General features: G+C 73.2%; 14 protein-coding genes. 4 read left to right on the forward strand and 10 right to left on the reverse strand.

Annotated elements, in window-relative coordinates; translation table 11 throughout:
- Positions 1-110: 110 nt before the first annotated feature.
- Positions 111-1,820: a LuxR C-terminal-related transcriptional regulator gene (locus ACZ66Z_RS08485; protein ID WP_469933240.1), complete on the forward strand. Its 1,710-nt coding sequence runs from the start codon at positions 111-113 to the stop codon at positions 1,818-1,820.
- 102 nt (positions 1,821-1,922) lie between these two features.
- On the opposite strand, the gene ACZ66Z_RS08490 is transcribed toward ACZ66Z_RS08485, so the two are convergent.
- Positions 1,923-2,615 (reverse strand): TerB family tellurite resistance protein, encoded by a 693-nt coding sequence (locus ACZ66Z_RS08490; RefSeq protein WP_469933241.1) that lies wholly within the window; start codon positions 2,613-2,615, stop codon positions 1,923-1,925.
- 369 nt (positions 2,616-2,984) lie between these two features.
- The gene (leuA, locus tag ACZ66Z_RS08495; protein ID WP_469933242.1) at positions 2,985-4,757 is read right to left on the reverse strand and encodes a 2-isopropylmalate synthase; all 1,773 of its coding nucleotides are present in this window, start codon (positions 4,755-4,757) and stop codon (positions 2,985-2,987) included.
- A gap of 334 nt (positions 4,758-5,091) precedes the next feature.
- Between leuA and ACZ66Z_RS08500 the strand changes: the two genes are divergently transcribed.
- Together ACZ66Z_RS08500 and ACZ66Z_RS08505 are read left to right on the forward strand one after the other, a co-directional pair.
- On the forward strand, positions 5,092-6,144 hold the full coding sequence (locus ACZ66Z_RS08500; protein WP_469933243.1) for a M4 family metallopeptidase: 1,053 nt from the start codon (positions 5,092-5,094) through the stop codon (positions 6,142-6,144).
- Between the two features lie 20 nt (positions 6,145-6,164).
- Complete coding sequence (locus ACZ66Z_RS08505) at positions 6,165-6,416, forward strand: protealysin inhibitor emfourin (RefSeq protein WP_469933244.1); 252 nt, start codon at positions 6,165-6,167, stop codon at positions 6,414-6,416.
- Positions 6,417-6,428: 12 nt separating this feature from the next.
- Here ACZ66Z_RS08505 and era read toward each other — a convergent pair whose 3' ends face one another.
- From era to ACZ66Z_RS08535, 6 genes are all read right to left on the reverse strand, one after another.
- A complete protein-coding gene (era, locus tag ACZ66Z_RS08510) occupies positions 6,429-7,379 on the reverse strand; it encodes a GTPase Era (RefSeq protein WP_469933245.1) in 951 nt (316 codons plus the stop codon).
- Positions 7,380-7,400: 21 nt separating this feature from the next.
- Positions 7,401-8,354: a DUF916 domain-containing protein gene (locus ACZ66Z_RS08515; RefSeq protein ID WP_469933246.1), complete on the reverse strand. Its 954-nt coding sequence runs from the start codon at positions 8,352-8,354 to the stop codon at positions 7,401-7,403.
- A gap of 66 nt (positions 8,355-8,420) precedes the next feature.
- A complete protein-coding gene (locus ACZ66Z_RS08520; protein WP_469933247.1) occupies positions 8,421-9,755 on the reverse strand; it encodes a beta-xylosidase in 1,335 nt (444 codons plus the stop codon).
- A gap of 188 nt (positions 9,756-9,943) precedes the next feature.
- A complete protein-coding gene (locus ACZ66Z_RS08525) occupies positions 9,944-10,423 on the reverse strand; it encodes a hypothetical protein (RefSeq protein WP_469933248.1) in 480 nt (159 codons plus the stop codon).
- 224 nt (positions 10,424-10,647) lie between these two features.
- The gene (locus ACZ66Z_RS08530) at positions 10,648-11,010 is read right to left on the reverse strand and encodes a cytidine deaminase (RefSeq protein WP_469933249.1); all 363 of its coding nucleotides are present in this window, start codon (positions 11,008-11,010) and stop codon (positions 10,648-10,650) included.
- 97 nt (positions 11,011-11,107) lie between these two features.
- Positions 11,108-11,929: a helix-turn-helix transcriptional regulator gene (locus tag ACZ66Z_RS08535; protein WP_469933550.1), complete on the reverse strand. Its 822-nt coding sequence runs from the start codon at positions 11,927-11,929 to the stop codon at positions 11,108-11,110.
- A 168-nt stretch (positions 11,930-12,097) separates the two neighbouring features.
- Here ACZ66Z_RS08535 and ACZ66Z_RS08540 point away from each other — a divergent pair, with 168 nt between their 5' ends.
- Positions 12,098-13,528 carry an MFS transporter gene (locus tag ACZ66Z_RS08540; protein WP_469933250.1) on the forward strand — a complete coding sequence of 477 codons (1,431 nt, stop codon included), beginning with the start codon at positions 12,098-12,100 and terminating at the stop codon, positions 13,526-13,528.
- Positions 13,529-13,549: 21 nt separating this feature from the next.
- On the opposite strand, the gene ACZ66Z_RS08545 is transcribed toward ACZ66Z_RS08540, so the two are convergent.
- Complete coding sequence (locus ACZ66Z_RS08545; RefSeq protein ID WP_469933251.1) at positions 13,550-13,903, reverse strand: MmcQ/YjbR family DNA-binding protein; 354 nt, start codon at positions 13,901-13,903, stop codon at positions 13,550-13,552.
- On the reverse strand, positions 13,900-15,195 hold the full coding sequence (locus tag ACZ66Z_RS08550) for a hemolysin family protein (protein ID WP_469933252.1): 1,296 nt from the start codon (positions 15,193-15,195) through the stop codon (positions 13,900-13,902). Before ACZ66Z_RS08550 ends, ACZ66Z_RS08545 begins: the two co-directional genes overlap by 4 nt.
- Position 15,196 lies beyond the last annotated feature (1 nt).

Here is a 15,196-nt window from a genome sequence, read left to right on the forward strand (position 1 = left end):
CGGTACGCGACCGGTGGGGGCCCGGCCGTTTCCTCCCGGAGCCCCGGTCGCCGGGCCCGGGGGCACCCGCGCCCCTACCCTGGAGGGACCGGGAAGGGAAGTGAGCGGCGATGGCCGTCCCCGTCGAGCAGACCCCCGCCGTCGAGCGGGCGCGATCCGCGGCGGTCCGGGAGGCCTGGGCCGAGGCGTACGCGCTGCTGCGCGAGGCCGACCGGCACCCCACGCGCGCCCTGACCGCCGACGACCTCGACGTGCTCTCCGACGCGGCCTGGTGGTCCGGACACGTCGACGAGTCCGTCGCCGCCCGGCTGCGGGCGCACGCCGCGTACGTCGCGGCCCACGACCACCGGGGCGCCGGTCTCGCCGCGTGGTGGCTCCACCACGAGTACGCCGACCTCGGGCGGCCCGCGGCCGCGGCCGGCTGGCTGCACCGCGCCCGGCACCACCTGGAGGGCCTGCCGCCCGGCCCCGAGCACTGCTTCCTCGCCTGGACGGACGCCGAGGAGGCCACCGCGCGCGGCGACCACGCGGCGGCCCTCGCGGCGACCGACCGCATGACCCGCCTCGCCGTCCGTGCCGGCAGCGCCGACCTGCGGGCCCTCGCCCACCAGGCCACCGCCGCGGCGCTCCTCGCCCGGGGCCGCCGCGCCGAGGCCCTGGCCCACCTGGACGAGGCGATGCGCGCGGTGACGGCGGGCGAACCGAGCGGCATGTCCACGGGCTTGCTGTACTGCCTGGTCGTCGCCCGGTGCATGGAGTCCGCGGACCTCGCCCGCGCCGTGGAATGGACGAACGCTGCGATGGAGTGGTGCGCCCCGCCGTGGACGGGCCGCCGCCCCGACCGCACGGAGGGCACGCCCGCGCGCACCCGGGGCGGGGCCGGGACCGAGCCCCGGCCGCTGGGCGCCGCGCCCTCCGGCGAGAACCCCTTCCGGGGCGTGTGCCGGGCGCACCGGGTCGCGGTGCTCGACCTCCTCGGGGCGTGGGCGCTCGCGGAGGCGGAGGCCCGGCAGGCGTGCCGGGAGGTGTCGGTGGACCACCTGGAGTCGGCGGCCGCCGCGTACTGCGCCGCCGGGGACGTCCAGCGGCGCCAGGGCCGCCTGGAGGAGGCCGCCGCCTCGTACGCGCACGCCCACGAACTGGGCCGGATCCCGCAGCCGGGCCTCGCGCTGCTGCGTCTCGCCCAGGGCCGGACCGAGGCCGCGGTGGCCGGCGTCGACCTGGCGCTGGCCTGGCGGAGCGGCTCCCGGCACGACCTCCTCGGCCGGGCCCGGCTGCTCGCCGCCCGCACCGAGGTGGCCCTCGCCGTCCGTGACGTCCCCGGGGCGGCGGGCGCGGCGGCGGAGCTGGAGGTGCTGGCCGGGGACGTCCCGCTGCTCCGGGCGATGGCCGACACGGCGCGGGGCGCGGTGGCCCTGGCGGAGGCCCGGCCGGAGCCCGCGCTGCGGCTGCTGCGCCGGGCGCTCGCCGGCTGGCTGGAGCTGCGCGTGCCGTACGAGGCGGCGCGGGCGCGGATGCTGCTCGCGGCGGCCGACCGGGCGAGGGGCGACGAGGAGGCGGCCCGCCCGGAGCTGGAGGCGGCGCGGGCGGCGTTCGAGCGGCTCGGGGCCGTGCCGGACGCCTGGCGGGCGGGCGCCCTGCTGGCCGGCGGGCTGACCGCGCGGGAGGCGGAGGTGCTGCGGCTCGTCGCGTCGGGAGGGACGAACGGGGAGGTCGCGCGGGCGCTGGCGATCGGCGAGCACACGGTGGCGCGGCACCTGAACCACATCTTCGCGAAGCTGGGAGTCGGCCCCCGCACCCCGACCACCCCCCACACCTGAAGCCCCTGCCGTCACGGGCTGCGCCCGTCGCCCCCCCGTTGTGGGCCGTCGTTCCACCGGGGCGAGGGGGTCCCCCTGCCCACACGGGGCGGAGGTGCGGAGCTACGGCACCGTCCGGGCCGAGGACAAGAGCCGGACCGTGTCCTCGGGGGCGAGTGCGAGGGCGTTGCCGACGGTGCCGAGGACCTCCGTCTCGGCCGGGGTGTAGGCCCCGTCCGCGAGGGCGATCCGGGCGGCCTGGAGCAGGATCGACTCCCGCCCGGCGGGCGCCAGGTGCGGGGTGAGCGGCTCCAGGGCCTCGTGGAGCTCGATCGACAGGAGCGTCCCCTCGGGGTTCACCTCGGGCATGAAGCGCCCGGTGTCGGCCTCCAGCGCCTCGACGAGGTCGACGAGCTGGACGGCCGTGCACTCGGCGAAGCCGGCGGACCGGACGGCGGTGACGGCCCGGTCCAGCGCCTCGCGGGAGTCGGTGCCGCCGGCCGCGAGGACGGCGAGGGCGACGGTGTGCACGGCGTCCCGCAGCATCGCGGAGAAGCGGCTCGTCGTCGGGTGGTCGAGCACCTCCGTACCGAAGTGCGTGTGACAGGCCGCGCACTCGACGACGGGGCCGGTACAGCCCCGGGGCAGGACGGGGACGCCCAGGACGGCGAACCTGCGGCGGCCGGTGCGCCGCCGGTAGTTGCGGTCGCCCCCGCACTCCTCGCAGAAGAACTCGCCGTCTCCGACGGTGTTCCAGGAGGTGCGGATCCCGCAGACGCCCACTTTCCCACCACGTGAATTCCGGGCAGACCGCACACGCACCTCCTCAACGGCCCGGCTGCACTGCCGGCGTTGGCGTGATGTTAGCCACATCCTTGATGTGACGTCAGCACCCCGTCGGGACTTCGCCGTGGAGATGGCCGAGACACGTCACCGGTTCGGGAGGCCCCGGAACGCGCGGCGGCGGCGCTTCGCAAAGGCCAGGGAGCCTCCGCCGACGGCGACGGCGGCGCCGATCGCGCCGGGCCCGATGGCCGAACCGGTCGTCGCGAGATCACCCTCCGGGGTGGCGGACGCGGCCGGGACGACCCGGTGCGCGTGCGGCGGGCCGCGGCCCGCGCGTGCCGCCGCCCCGCACCCTCCGGGAGGAAGGGTGCGGGGCGGCGGACGACGGGACGACCGGGGTCAGCGGGCGGAGCGGTTGACCGCCGAGATGACCGCCTTCAGGGAGGCGCGGGTGGTGTTGGCGTCGATGCCGATGCCCCACAGGACCTTGCCGTCGATGGCGCACTCGATGTAAGAGGCGGCCTGCGCGGAGGCGCCCTCGCTCATCGTGTGCTCCTGGTAGTCCAGCAGGCGGGCGTCGACGCCGATGGACTGCAGCGCGGCGAAGAACGCGGAGATCGGACCGTTGCCGGAACCCGTCAGGACGGTGTCGACGCCGTCGACGACCGCCTCGACGGTCAGGGTGTCCGTGCCGTCGGTGTCGGAGGTGGTCTGGCCGGAGCGCAGCTGGATGCGCCCCCAACGGGCCGCGGAGTCGTCCGGGTTGGGCAGGTACTCGTCCTGGAAGACGGCCCAGATCGCGGCCGGCGTGACCTCGCCGCCCTCGCTGTCGGTCTTCTGCTGGATGATCTTCGAGAACTCGATCTGCATCCGGCGGGGCAGGTCCAGCTTGTGGTCGTTCTTCAGGACGTACGCGATGCCGCCCTTGCCGGACTGGGAGTTGACCCGGATCACGGCCTCGTAGGAGCGGCCGACGTCCTTCGGGTCGATCGGCAGGTACGGCACGGCCCACTCGATCTCGTCGACGGTCTTGCCCCGGGCGGCCGCGTCGGCCTCCATGGCGTCGAAGCCCTTCTTGATGGCGTCCTGGTGGGAGCCGGAGAAGGCCGTGTAGACCAGGTCGCCCGCGTAGGGGTGGCGCGGGTGGACCTCCATCTGGTTGCAGTACTCGGAGGTGCGGCGGATCTCGTCGATCTGGGAGAAGTCGATCTGCGGGTCGACGCCCTGCGAGAACAGGTTCATGCCCAGCGTCACCAGGTCGACGTTTCCGGTCCGCTCGCCCTGGCCGAACAGGCAGCCCTCGACGCGGTCCGCGCCCGCCATGACGGCCAGCTCGGCCGCCGCCACGGCGGTGCCGCGGTCGTTGTGCGGGTGGACGGAGATGCAGATGTGCTCGCGGCGGGTCAGGTTCCGGGCCATCCACTCGAACCGGTCCGCGTGCGTGGAAGGCGTCGAACGCTCCACGGTGGCGGGCAGGTTGAGGATGATCTCGCGGCCCGGGCCGGGCTGCCAGACGTCGCAGACCGCCTCGCAGACCTCCAGCGCGAAGTCCAGCTCGGTGTCGGTGAAGATCTCCGGGCTGTACTGGTAGCCGAAGGCGGTCTCCGGGCCCAGCAGCTTCTCCGCGTACTCCATCACCAGCCGCGTGCCGTCCACGGCGATCTGCTTGATCTGCTCCTTCGAGCCGCGGAAGACGACCCGGCGGAAGGTGGGCGCGGTCGCGTTGTACAGGTGGACGGTGGCCCGCTTGGCGCCCTTCAGGGACTCCACGGTCCGCTCGATCAGGTCCTCGCGGGCCTGGGTCAGGACGGAGATGGTGACGTCGTCCGGGATCGCGCCCTCTTCGATGATGGAGCGCACGAACGCGAAGTCGGTCTCGCCGGAGGACGGGAAGCCGACCTCGATCTCCTTGTAGCCCATGCGTACGAGCAGGTCGAACATCTCGCGCTTGCGGGCCGGGGACATCGGGTCGATCAGGGCCTGGTTGCCGTCGCGCAGGTCGGTGGACAGCCAGCGGGGCGCCTTGGTGATGCGCTTCTCGGGCCAGGTCCGGTCGGGGATGACCACGGCCTCGTACTGACCGTACTTGTGGATCGGCATCCCGGACGGTCGCTGCGTGTGGGTCGCGTTGGTGATCGGCGTGGGGCGGCTGACGAAAGGCGACTGGGACATCGCGTGGGGCTCCTCGGGGGTCCTGCGGAGAAGGGGGTCCCCCCTGCTCGGGCGAAGCCGAGAACTCGGGGGAGGCCGACTGTCGAAACGCAACACCGAAACCCGCGGGGAGGGGGTCGGCCTACGACTACAGGCCCTCGCCGCGGCAGCTAAGGAGAAGCAGCCCGAAACGCATGATGTGCGTCACCCTAGCCCAGGTCCGTGGAAGACGGACGTCCTGTTTCAGTATGCGGGACGGCGGCCGCGTCAAGCCCGAAAGGTGACCCATCACTCCATTTCACCAATCCTCGTCTCATCGCGTGACAGCTCCGTCACGGAGTGCCACATTGCGGGAATGACTCCCCAGACGTCCGTCTTCTGCTCGATCGTGCCGCCCCACCTGCTGGAGCACCTGGCCCGCTCCTCGAACCCGACCGTCGCCGGCGCCGCCCGCCGCACCCTGATCGCGGACGCCGCGGCCCGCACGTTCCGCGTGCTGCCGCTGCCCGGTGCCACGCCGACGCTCGCGCCCGCCGACGCCGGAAAGCCGCACCGCAGCGTCCACGACTGCCGGCGCGGCACCGACCTGCCGGGCGAGAAGGTCCGCGGCGAGGGCGAGGAGGCGGTCGCCGACGCCACCGTCAACCGGGCCTACGCGGGCCTCGGGGCCACCTTCGACCTCTATCTGAACGCCTTCGGGCGCGACTCGATCGACGGCTCCGGGCTGCCGCTGATCGCCTCCGTCCACTACGACGAGAACTACGGCAACGCCTTCTGGAACGGCGAGCAGATGGTGTTCGGCGACGGTGACGACGAGATCTTCCTCGACTTCACCCTGCCGGTGGACGTCATCGGCCACGAACTCACCCACGGCTTCACCCAGTACACGGCGGGCCTGGAGTACTTCGGCCAGTCCGGCGCGCTCAACGAGTCGGTCTCCGACGTCTTCGGCTCGCTCGTGAAGCAGTACGCGCACGGCCAGACCGCGGACCAGGCCGACTGGCTCATCGGCGAGGGCCTCTTCCACCCGAACGTGCAGGGGACGGCGCTGCGCTCCATGAAGGCCCCGGGCACCGCGTACGACGACGACGTCCTCGGCAAGGACCCGCAGCCCGCCCACATGGACGACTACGTCCGCACGGGCCGCGACAACGGCGGGGTGCACATCAACTCCGGCATCCCCAACCACGCCTTCTACCTGGCCGCGACCGAGCTCGGCGGGAACGCCTGGGAGCGGGCGGGACGGATCTGGTACGACGTGATGACCGGCGGCGCCCTCACCCCCGAGACCCGCTTCTCCGAGTTCGCGCGGGCCACCGCGGCGGCGGCGGAGGCGCGGTACGGCGACGGGGCGGAGATCCAGGCCGTCCTGAAGGCCTGGGCGGCGGTGGGGGTGCCCACCGAGTGACCGGCTGGTAGACAGGGCCCATGCGGATTCGAGTGCGGCGCACGGGTGGTTTCGCGGGCATCGAGCGGTCGGCGGAGGTGGAGGTCGCGGACCCCGGGTGGGAGTCCCTGGCCGCCGCCGTCCTCGCGGAGGGCGACGACGACGGCCGTGGCGTGCCGGACGGCTTCTCGTACGAGATCACCGTCGACGACGTCACGGTCCGCTGCCGCGACCCCCGTCTCACGGACGCGCAGAGGACCCTCGTCACGAGGGTCCTCAAGGAGGGCGCCTGAGCTTTTCGGTCCTCAGAACCCCAGCTTGCGCAGCTGCTTGGGGTCGCGCTGCCAGTCCTTCGCGACCTTCACGTGGAGGTCGAGGAAGACCGGGGTGCCGAGGAGCGCCTCGATGTGCTTGCGGGACTTCATGCCGACCTCCTTGAGGCGGCTGCCCTTGGGGCCGATGATGATGCCCTTCTGACTGGGGCGCTCGATGTACACGTTGGCGTGGATGTCGAGCAGCGGCCGGTCCGCCGGGCGGTTCTCGCGCGGGATCATCTCCTCGACGACCACCGCGATCGAGTGCGGCAGCTCGTCCCGTACGCCTTCGAGCGCGGCCTCGCGGATCAGTTCCGCGACCATGACCTGCTCCGGCTCGTCCGTGAGGTCGCCCTCCGGATAGAGCGGCGGGGACTCCGGCAGGAGCGGGACGAGCAGGTCGGCGACGAGCTGGACCTGCTTGTCGCCGACGGCCGAGACCGGGACGATCTGCTGCCACTCGAAGCCGAGCTCCTTGCCGAGCTGGTCGACCGCGATGAGCTGCTCGGCGAGGGTCTTGGAGTCGACCAGGTCGGTCTTGGTGATGATCGCGACCTTGGGGGTCTTCTTGATCCCGGCGAGCTCCTTGGCGATGAAGCGGTCGCCGGGGCCGAGCTTCTGGTCGGCGGGCAGGCAGAAGCCGATGACGTCGACCTCGGCCCAGGTGGTGCGCACGACGTCGTTGAGCCGCTCGCCGAGGAGGGTGCGCGGCTTGTGGAGGCCGGGGGTGTCGACCAGGATCAGCTGCGCGTCCGGGCGGTGCACGATGCCGCGGACGGTGTGCCGGGTGGTCTGCGGCCGGTTCGAGGTGATGGCCACCTTCTGGCCGACCAGAGCGTTCGTGAGGGTGGACTTGCCCGCGTTGGGGCGGCCGACGAAGCAGGCGAAGCCGGCCCGGTGGACGGCTTCGGTTTCTTGGTTGCGAGCGCTCATGGGGGCCATTGTCCCCGATGAGCGCCCGCCTCACGTACTCAGTGCCCGGCGGCGCCGCATCCGCAGGCCGTGGAGCCCGGCCGCGCCGCCCAGGACGAGGACCGCGGCGGCGAGCCAGGGCAGGGCCAGGAAGGACACGGTGCCGGTCTCCCGCACGCCCTTCGCGGTGGCGGTGAGGGTCACGTCGACCCGGTCCAGCTGCGGGGAACCGGTCCAGCGCTCGGTGAGCCGGATCTTCTGGCGGGGCAGCAGTTCGGCCGGCACCCCGGCCAGGTCGCGGTCGAGGAGGGTGCGGCCGAAGAGGCCCCGGGCCTTCAGGACGACCTTGGGGTCGAGGGTGACGTTGCCCCGGTTGTGCAGGGTGTACGAGACGAGGGCGCTGCTCGTGCGGGTGCCGGGGACCAGCGGCCGGTCCTGGTCGAGGGTGACGTCCTCGACGGCGAGGGCGGGGACGGTGGGTCCGTTGACCCGGAGGTAGACGCGGGCGCCGACCGCGCGCTGGACGCCGACGGCGACGGTGCCCTTCCCGCCGGGGGCGATCCGCTCGTCGAGGGCGACGAGGGCCCCGGGGTGGTCGCCGGGGTCGGCGTCGGCGGGGACGGTCAGGGTGTAGGGGACGGTGACGGCGGAGCGCGCCGGGACGGTGATCCGGGTCCGCCGGGGCTTGATCCAGGCTCCGGCGCCGGTCTGCTCCTCCGCCTGCGTGCGGACGGCGAAGCCGCCGTCGCGGTCGGTGTTGTAGGCGTCGGCGCCGTACAGCCGGAAGGTGAGCGGGGCGGACGTCTTGTTGGCCACGGTGACGCGGTCGGTGAGCGTCGTGCCGGGATCGGCGGAGAGGTAGAAGTACGGGCGGCCGCCGAGCCGGGAGGCGGCCGGGTAGACGGCCCACTCGCCGTTCTCGGCGGCCGTCGCGTCCGGCGCGAGGCCGAGCAGCGCGACGAGGGCGCTCAGGGTGCTCAGGAGGAGTGCGGACGGCTTGCGCACGGGTGCGGACCCCCGGGGTGCGGATCGGGGCGGGCCGACCGGGTGCGCGCCCGGCCCGCGGGACGGTCAGGACAGGGTCAGCGTGAGCACGCCCGCGTACGAACCGGGCGCGGTGAACGCCGGGACGTCGAGGGAGAGCTGCGCGTCGACGGTGAACTCGCCGCCCGTGAGGGCGCCGTTCGGGGTGGAGGCGAGGGTCGCGCCGCCGCTGCCGACCGGTCCCGCCGAGCCGGCCGCGCAGGCGCTGGGACTGCCGGCCTTGGCGGTGCAGGCGGGGGTCCAGCTGAGCCCGTCGCCGCCGATGGCGCCGCCGGGCCCGGTGAAGTCGGTGACCTTGCCGGTCAGGGACCAGCCGGCGGGGCCGCCGCGGAAGTCCTTGACGGTCACCGTCCGGAGCGCGCCGGTGGCCGCGCCGCCCGCGCCGAAGTCGACGGAGGACAGCTGGACGGCGTCGCCGGCCTGCGTCATGGACAGCTCGCCCGCCGTGACGGCCGCGGTGATCGTCTGGCTGTTCGGCGGGGCCGGGACGACGACCTTGTACGCGGCGGGTCCCGCGCCCTTCTCCGGGTCCCAGGCCGTGCCCTCGTACGCCACGATTCCGGTGGTCGCCGGGTCGTTGACCTTCAGCCGCGCGGCGAAACCGCCCTCGCTGTCGGTCGTGACGGTCATCCGGTCGGCGGTCTCCGCCGCTCCGGCGCGGCCGACGACGGTGACCTCGGTGAGCGGGGTGAACTTCGAGCCGGTGACGGTGACCCGGACGCCGGGGTCGCCGGAGGCGTTGTCGAGCTGGAGCGCACGGGTGTTGGGGCTGGTCACGGGGCTCGCGACGACCGTCTCGGAGACCGGGGCGGGCGGGTTGAGCACCGTACAGGGGGTGTCCAGCTCCATGAGGTAGCTGGTGTGGATGTTGTAGTCGCCGGGCGAGAGGGTGATCGACCCGGCCCCGGTGGCGGTGAAGGTGCCCGTCATGGAGAAGGCCGGGAAGGAGCCCTTGCCGGGGACCGGAGGGTTCTTCTTGGGGCCGGTGACGGTGACCGTGCCGGTCTGGGCGCCGCCGAGGACCACCTTGCCGCTGGGCGTCATGATGTCGACCGGGAGCGCGAGGTCGACGGGGTTGGACGCGGCGGGCTTGGTGACGGTGTAGGTCACGGTCACGGTCTCGCCGACCTTGGGGCTGGCCTTGTCGACCGTGATCTCGGCGGTGGTGGTGCCCTCGATCGGCGGGATGCCGGCGATCGGCGGCGGGACGCAGCGGGTCCGGAAGTCCACCGACTTCGAGGTGGTCGTCGCACCGGCCGGGGCGGCGAGCGCGCCCGTGCCGGCGACCGCGAGGGCGGTGACGCCGAGGACGGCGGTCCAGCGCCGTCTTCGGGTCGCCGCCCGGGATCGGGTGAATGCCATGGGGCCCCCTCCTGAGGGATGAGTGGGCGCCATTGACGGCTGCGGGCGGAGAGAAGTCAAGGGAAGCGGGTCCCATCGACTGATGACCCATCAGATACTGTCAAGATCGGCGGTTTTCCGACGTTTGCGCAGGTCACGACAGGGACCGGTGCCGCTCGGGGCGGCACCGGTCCGGGTGGGGACGGGGCTCAGCTGAAGACGAACGGGCCCGGCGACTGCGAGGTCACCGCGTCACAGTTCACCGTGACTCCGAAGATCACCATCTTGAGGGCGACCCCCGCGAAGTACGAGTTGAGGCTGTCGCCCGAGGCCACGGTGCCGCTCAGCGGACCCATGACGACGGACTGCCCGGCGGCGCGGGCGGGGTTCTTCTTCCCGGTGAAGACCCGGGTGCCGCCGCCGGCCTTGGCCAGCGTCAGGGTCGAGCTGATGGTGTCGGTGCCGACCGCGATCGGCGTGGTGACGGAGGAGCTGATGGTGACGGTCGCGGCGGTGCCGCTCTGCGTGGCCGTGAGGGTGGCGGCGCCACCGCCCCAGCTGCCGCAGTCGTACGTCGCCGTGGCCGAGCCCGGCGCGACGGCGCCGGCCGTGGGGGCGAAGGCGAGTCCGGCGGCGGCGAGCGCCGCGGTGAGCACCGCGACGGTCCCTGAGGTGCTTCTGCTTCTCATGGCGGGTTCGAACCCCTTCCGATGACGAACGCAGGGGTGCGGACACTGCGTGGACGATGGAGATCTGACGGTCCGTCGGACGAACCGCTGTCATTGACGCGCAGACCGCCGGGGAAGGCAAGAGAAGGTGCGGTGATCCTTCACGAACGCACAAGGACATGGGCCCCGGCGTGTCGCCGGGCCCTCACCGTCCTGCTCCCGCCGTTCCGTTCCCGCCGTCCGGCTCAGCCGGCGGTGACCGCCGCGCGCAGCTTGCCGTCGGGGCCCGCGAGCAGCACCGGGGTCTCCGGCCCGCCCAGGTCCCGTACGGCCGCGCGGTCCTCCTCCGAGGCGGCCTCGGCGTTCGACACCACGGCCGCCGCCTCCAGGGACTCGGCGCCGCTGGCCACGGCCATCGCGACCGCGGTCCGCAGGGCGCTCAGCCTGAGCGACTCCAGCTCCACGGTGCCGGCCACGTAGGTGCGGCCCGTCTCGTCGCGCACGGCCGCGCCCTCGGACACGCCGTTACGGGCGCGGGCGCTCCGCGCAAGGGTGATGATCTTGAGGTCCTCGGCGCCGAGGTCGCCGTGCTCGCTGCTGAGTGTCATGCCCCGAGCATAGGTCGCGCTCCCGGCGCGCCCGGTCCGGTCTCAGCCCGTGATCGCCCCGGGTCTCGTCCAGCGACCGGGGACGTCGCCCCGGGTCTCACCCCGCGACCGGATACATCGCCCCGCGGCGCCCCTCCGGTGAGACCAGCCACTCCAGCTTCTCGGCCGTGTCCGCCTCCGGGAGCGGGGTGTGCATCACGATGACCAGGTCCGGGCGGGCCGGGACCCTGAGCTGGGTGGCCTCCACGACCAGCGTGCCGACCAGCGGGTGCTCCATCTCCTTGCGGTTCTGGCCGCCGGGCAGGATGTCCCGCCGCTCCCAGAGCTCCGCGAACTCCGGGCTCGTCTCCCTGGCCTCCTCCACCACCGCCCGGAAGCCCTCGTCGTCCGGGCACTCGGAACAGGCCGAGCGGAACTGCGCGACGACCTTCGGCGCCAGCTCCTCCCAGCGCGTCGACCGCGAGCGGTACAGCGGGTCCGTGAAGAACGCGATCAGGCAGTTCTGCACGATCTCCTGGCGCATGCCGAGCACGATCGCCGCCGCGTCGTTCCACATCACGGTGTTCCAGTACTGGTCCATGATGTGCGCCGGGAACGGCATCCACGCGTCGATGAGCCGCCGCAGGCCGTGGCACATGTCCCGGTCCTCCGGGGCCGCCTCCAGGGGCGGCGGGTTCAGCGCCGCCAGGACGTACAGATGGCGCCGCTCGGCCGGACTCAGCCGCAGCACCCGCGCCACCGAGTCGAGGACCTGCGGGGAGACCGTGATGTCCCGGCCCTGCTCCAGCCACTGGTACCAGGAGACCCCGACGCCCGCGAGGACCGCGACCTCCTCGCGGCGCAGGCCCGGGGTGCGGCGGCGCGCGCCGCCGTCCGGGAGCCCCGCCTCGGCCGGGCTGACCCGGGCCCGACGGCTCATCAGGAACTCGCGCAACTCGCCGAGTCGGTGCTGCTTCGCGCTGGTGCTCTCGAGAGCGGTGGCCACGTGTGCTTCCTCCCCCTGGACGCATGGTGGATGCCTGGTGGTGCGACCAACAGGATAAGTACCCGCTCCCCGCCGTTGTTCCCGCCCGTCGAAGGTGGGGGCATGGCAACGACGACCACCCCGCCCGAGGCCCCCGCCTCCTCCTCCGCCGCCTCCGCCCCCACCGGCCCGGCCGCTCCCCCGGCCCTCACCGGCCGCGACCGCCTCGTCCTCTTCGTGCTGTGCGCCGCCCAGTTCATGGTGGCGCTCGACTTCTCCGTCCTGAACGTCGCCCTGCCCGTCCTCGGCGCCGACCTGCGCTTCGACCCGTCCGCCCTCCAATGGGCGGTCACCGCCTTCGCCCTGCCCTCCGGCGGCTTCCTGCTGCTCTTCGGCAGGATCGGCGACCTCTTCGGCCGCAAGAGGCTCTTCCTCTCCGGCCTGGTGCTCTTCGGCGCGGCCTCCCTGCTCGCCACCCTCGCCTGGAGCCCCGGGGCCTTCCTCGCCGGCCGGGCCCTCCAGGGCCTGGGAGCGGCGGCCATCGTGCCGACCGGCATGGCGCTGCTCACCACTGTCTTCCCCGAGGGCCCGCTGCGGGCCAGGGCGCTCGGCATCTCCGGCACCCTGATGTCCCTCGGCTTCACCATCGGCATGGTGCTCGGCGGCGTCATGACCGACACCCTCGGCTGGCGCTCCACGATGGCCCTGCTCGCCGTCTTCACGCTGATCGTGCTGCCGCTCGCCCCGGGTCTGCTACCCGAGTCCCGCACCCCCGAGCGGCCCCGCCTCGACGTGCCCGGCGCGATGGCCGTCACCGGCGGTCTGCTCTCCCTGATCTACGCCCTGACGACGGCGGCCGAGCGCGGCTTCGACGGCGTGGACGTCCCGGTCGCCCTCGCCCTGGGCGTGCTGCTGCTCGTGGCCTTCGGCGTGATCGAGTCCCGGCACCCGGCCCCGCTGGTCTCGCTGCCGGTGCTGCGCCGCCGTACCGTCGCCTTCGGCAACGTGGGCGGTCTGGTCACCTTCTCGATGATGTCGACGATCGTCTTCGTCCTGACCCTGTACCTGCAGGAGACCCTCGGCCTCTCGGCCTTCGCCTCCGGCATCGTCTTCGGCGTCCAGGGCGCCTTCTCGGTCCTCGCCGGCATGGTCACCCCGAAGGTGATCGGCCGGATCGGGGCCCACCGCACCCTGGTGGTCTCGCTCGTCGGTCAGGGCCTGCTCACCGCCGCGATCCTCGGCATCGGCCGGGAGTCCGGCGCGGTCCTGGCGACCGTCGCCGTCTCCCTGGCGTCGATGCTGCACCTCGGCGCGATCATCTCGTACGGCGTGACCGTCACCTCCGGCGTCCGCGACGAGGAGCAGGGGCTCGCGACCGGCCTGGTCACCACCACCCAGCAGGTCGGCCTCACCGTCGGCATCCCGCTGCTCGGGGTGCTCGCCACCACCGGCACGGACCTCTTCGCCGGTGTCCGCACGGTCGTGGCCCTGGACGCGGCGATCGTGCTGGGCGCGGCGGCCCTGGTCGCCCTCGGCCTGCGGCGCCGGTCCTGAGGCTCCGGCGCCGCCCGCGGGTCAGGGCCGGTCGAGCCGGAGCCGTACGGCCTTCGGCAGACCCGCGACCACCAGGTCGTACGAGTCCTCGACGAGCTCCCGGACCATCCGGTCCGGGAGCCCTCCGACGGTCACGGTGTTCCAGTGCCGCTTGTTCATGTGGTAGCCGGGGGCGATCGCCGGGTGCTCCTCGCGGAGCCGCACCGCCTCGTCCGGATCGCACTTGAGGTTGACCCGCAGCGGCTCGGCGTCGAGTCGTGAGAGCGCGAACATCTTCCCGGCGACCTTGAAGACGGAGGCCTCCGGACCGAACGGGAACTCCTCCGCCGCGTCGTTGAAGTCCAGGCAGAGGGCGCGCAGCTCATCGGGGGTCATGCCGGCTTCTCCTCCGGTTCCAGCGGTTCCACGAGCACGGTGACGATCTTGTTCCGTCGGCCGGCGGAGGCCTCCGCCGTCAGCCGCAGCGAACGTCCGTCCGGCAGCTCCACCACCGCCCTGGCGCCCGAGATCGGGACCCGGCCGAGGGCCTTGGCGAGCAGGCCGCCGACGGTCTCCACGTCCTCGTCGTCGTACTCGTCGGGGCCGAAGCCGTACAGCTCGCCGAGGTCGCCGATGTCGAGGCGGGCGGTGACCCGGTAGCGGGCCTCGCCGAGCTCCTCGACGGGCGGCAGCTCCCGGTCGTACTCGTCGGTGATCTCGCCGACGATCTCCTCGAGGATGTCCTCGATGGTGACGATGCCGGCCGTGCCGCCGTACTCGTCGACGACGACGGCGACGTGGTTGCGCTCCTGCTGCATCTCGCGCAGCAGGTCACCGGCGTTCTTGGTGTCGGGCACGAAGGCGGCGGGCCGCATCGCGGTGGACACCAGGTCGGCCTCGGAGTCCCGGTTGATGTGGGTCCGGCGGACCAGGTCCTTGAGGTAGACGATGCCGACGATGTCGTCCTCGTTCTCGCCGGTGACCGGTATCCGGGAGAAGCCGGAGCGCAGCGCGAGGGTGAGGGCCTGACGGATCGTCTTGTACCGCTCGATGCAGATGAGGTCGGTCCGGGGCACCATCACCTCGCGGACGAGGGTGTCGCCCAGCTCGAAGACCGAGTGCACCATCCGGCGCTCCTCGTCCTCGATCAGCGACTCCTGCTCGGCGAGGTCGACCATGGCCCGCAGCTCGGCCTCGGAGGCGAAGGGGCCCTTGCGGAAGCCCTTGCCCGGCGTCAGCGCGTTGCCGATGAGGATGAGCAGCTGCGGGATCGGACCCATGATCCGGGCCAGCGGCAGCAGCACGTACGCGGCGGCGGTCGCCGTGTTCAGCGGGTGCTGGCGGCCGATGGTGCGCGGCGAGACGCCGACGGCCACGTACGAGACGAGGACCATCACGACGATGGCGACGAGGAGGGCCTCCCAGGTCTCCGGGAAGGCCTCCAGGCAGGCGTACGTGACGAGGACGCCGGCCGCCATCTCGCAGGCGACGCGGACGAGCAGCGCCACGTTGAGGTAGCGGGTCGGGTCGGAGGCGACCTGGGCGAGCTTCTCCGAGCCGCGCCGCCCGGACCGGACGGCCTCGGCGGCGCGGAAGCTGGAGACGCGGGCGAGACCGGCCTCGGCGCAGGCGGCGAGCCAGGCGACGACGACCAGCGCGACCGCGCCGAAGATCAGCGAAGCGTCCATC

This window comes from Streptomyces sp. NPDC107498, assembly GCF_055582805.1.

Bases quoted from the DNA above. Each gene is read 5' to 3' on its own strand.
- ACZ66Z_RS08535 (WP_469933550.1), bottom strand. From the start codon at position 11,929: ATGAGCCGTCGGGCCCGGGTCAGCCCGGCCGAGGCGGGGCTCCCGGAC.
- ACZ66Z_RS08530 (WP_469933249.1), bottom strand. From the start codon at position 11,010: ATGACACTCAGCAGCGAGCACGGCGACCTCGGCGCCGAGGACCTCAAG.
- ACZ66Z_RS08485 (WP_469933240.1), top strand. From the start codon at position 111: ATGGCCGTCCCCGTCGAGCAGACCCCCGCCGTCGAGCGGGCGCGATCC.
- ACZ66Z_RS08505 (WP_469933244.1), top strand. From the start codon at position 6,165: ATGCGGATTCGAGTGCGGCGCACGGGTGGTTTCGCGGGCATCGAGCGG.
- ACZ66Z_RS08545 (WP_469933251.1), bottom strand. From the start codon at position 13,903: ATGACCCCCGATGAGCTGCGCGCCCTCTGCCTGGACTTCAACGACGCG.
- ACZ66Z_RS08550 (WP_469933252.1), bottom strand. From the start codon at position 15,195: ATGGACGCTTCGCTGATCTTCGGCGCGGTCGCGCTGGTCGTCGTCGCC.
- ACZ66Z_RS08525 (WP_469933248.1), bottom strand. From the start codon at position 10,423: ATGAGAAGCAGAAGCACCTCAGGGACCGTCGCGGTGCTCACCGCGGCG.
- ACZ66Z_RS08540 (WP_469933250.1), top strand. From the start codon at position 12,098: ATGGCAACGACGACCACCCCGCCCGAGGCCCCCGCCTCCTCCTCCGCC.
- ACZ66Z_RS08500 (WP_469933243.1), top strand. From the start codon at position 5,092: ATGACTCCCCAGACGTCCGTCTTCTGCTCGATCGTGCCGCCCCACCTG.
- ACZ66Z_RS08520 (WP_469933247.1), bottom strand. From the start codon at position 9,755: ATGGCATTCACCCGATCCCGGGCGGCGACCCGAAGACGGCGCTGGACC.
- leuA (WP_469933242.1), bottom strand. From the start codon at position 4,757: ATGTCCCAGTCGCCTTTCGTCAGCCGCCCCACGCCGATCACCAACGCG.
- era (WP_469933245.1), bottom strand. From the start codon at position 7,379: ATGGCCCCCATGAGCGCTCGCAACCAAGAAACCGAAGCCGTCCACCGG.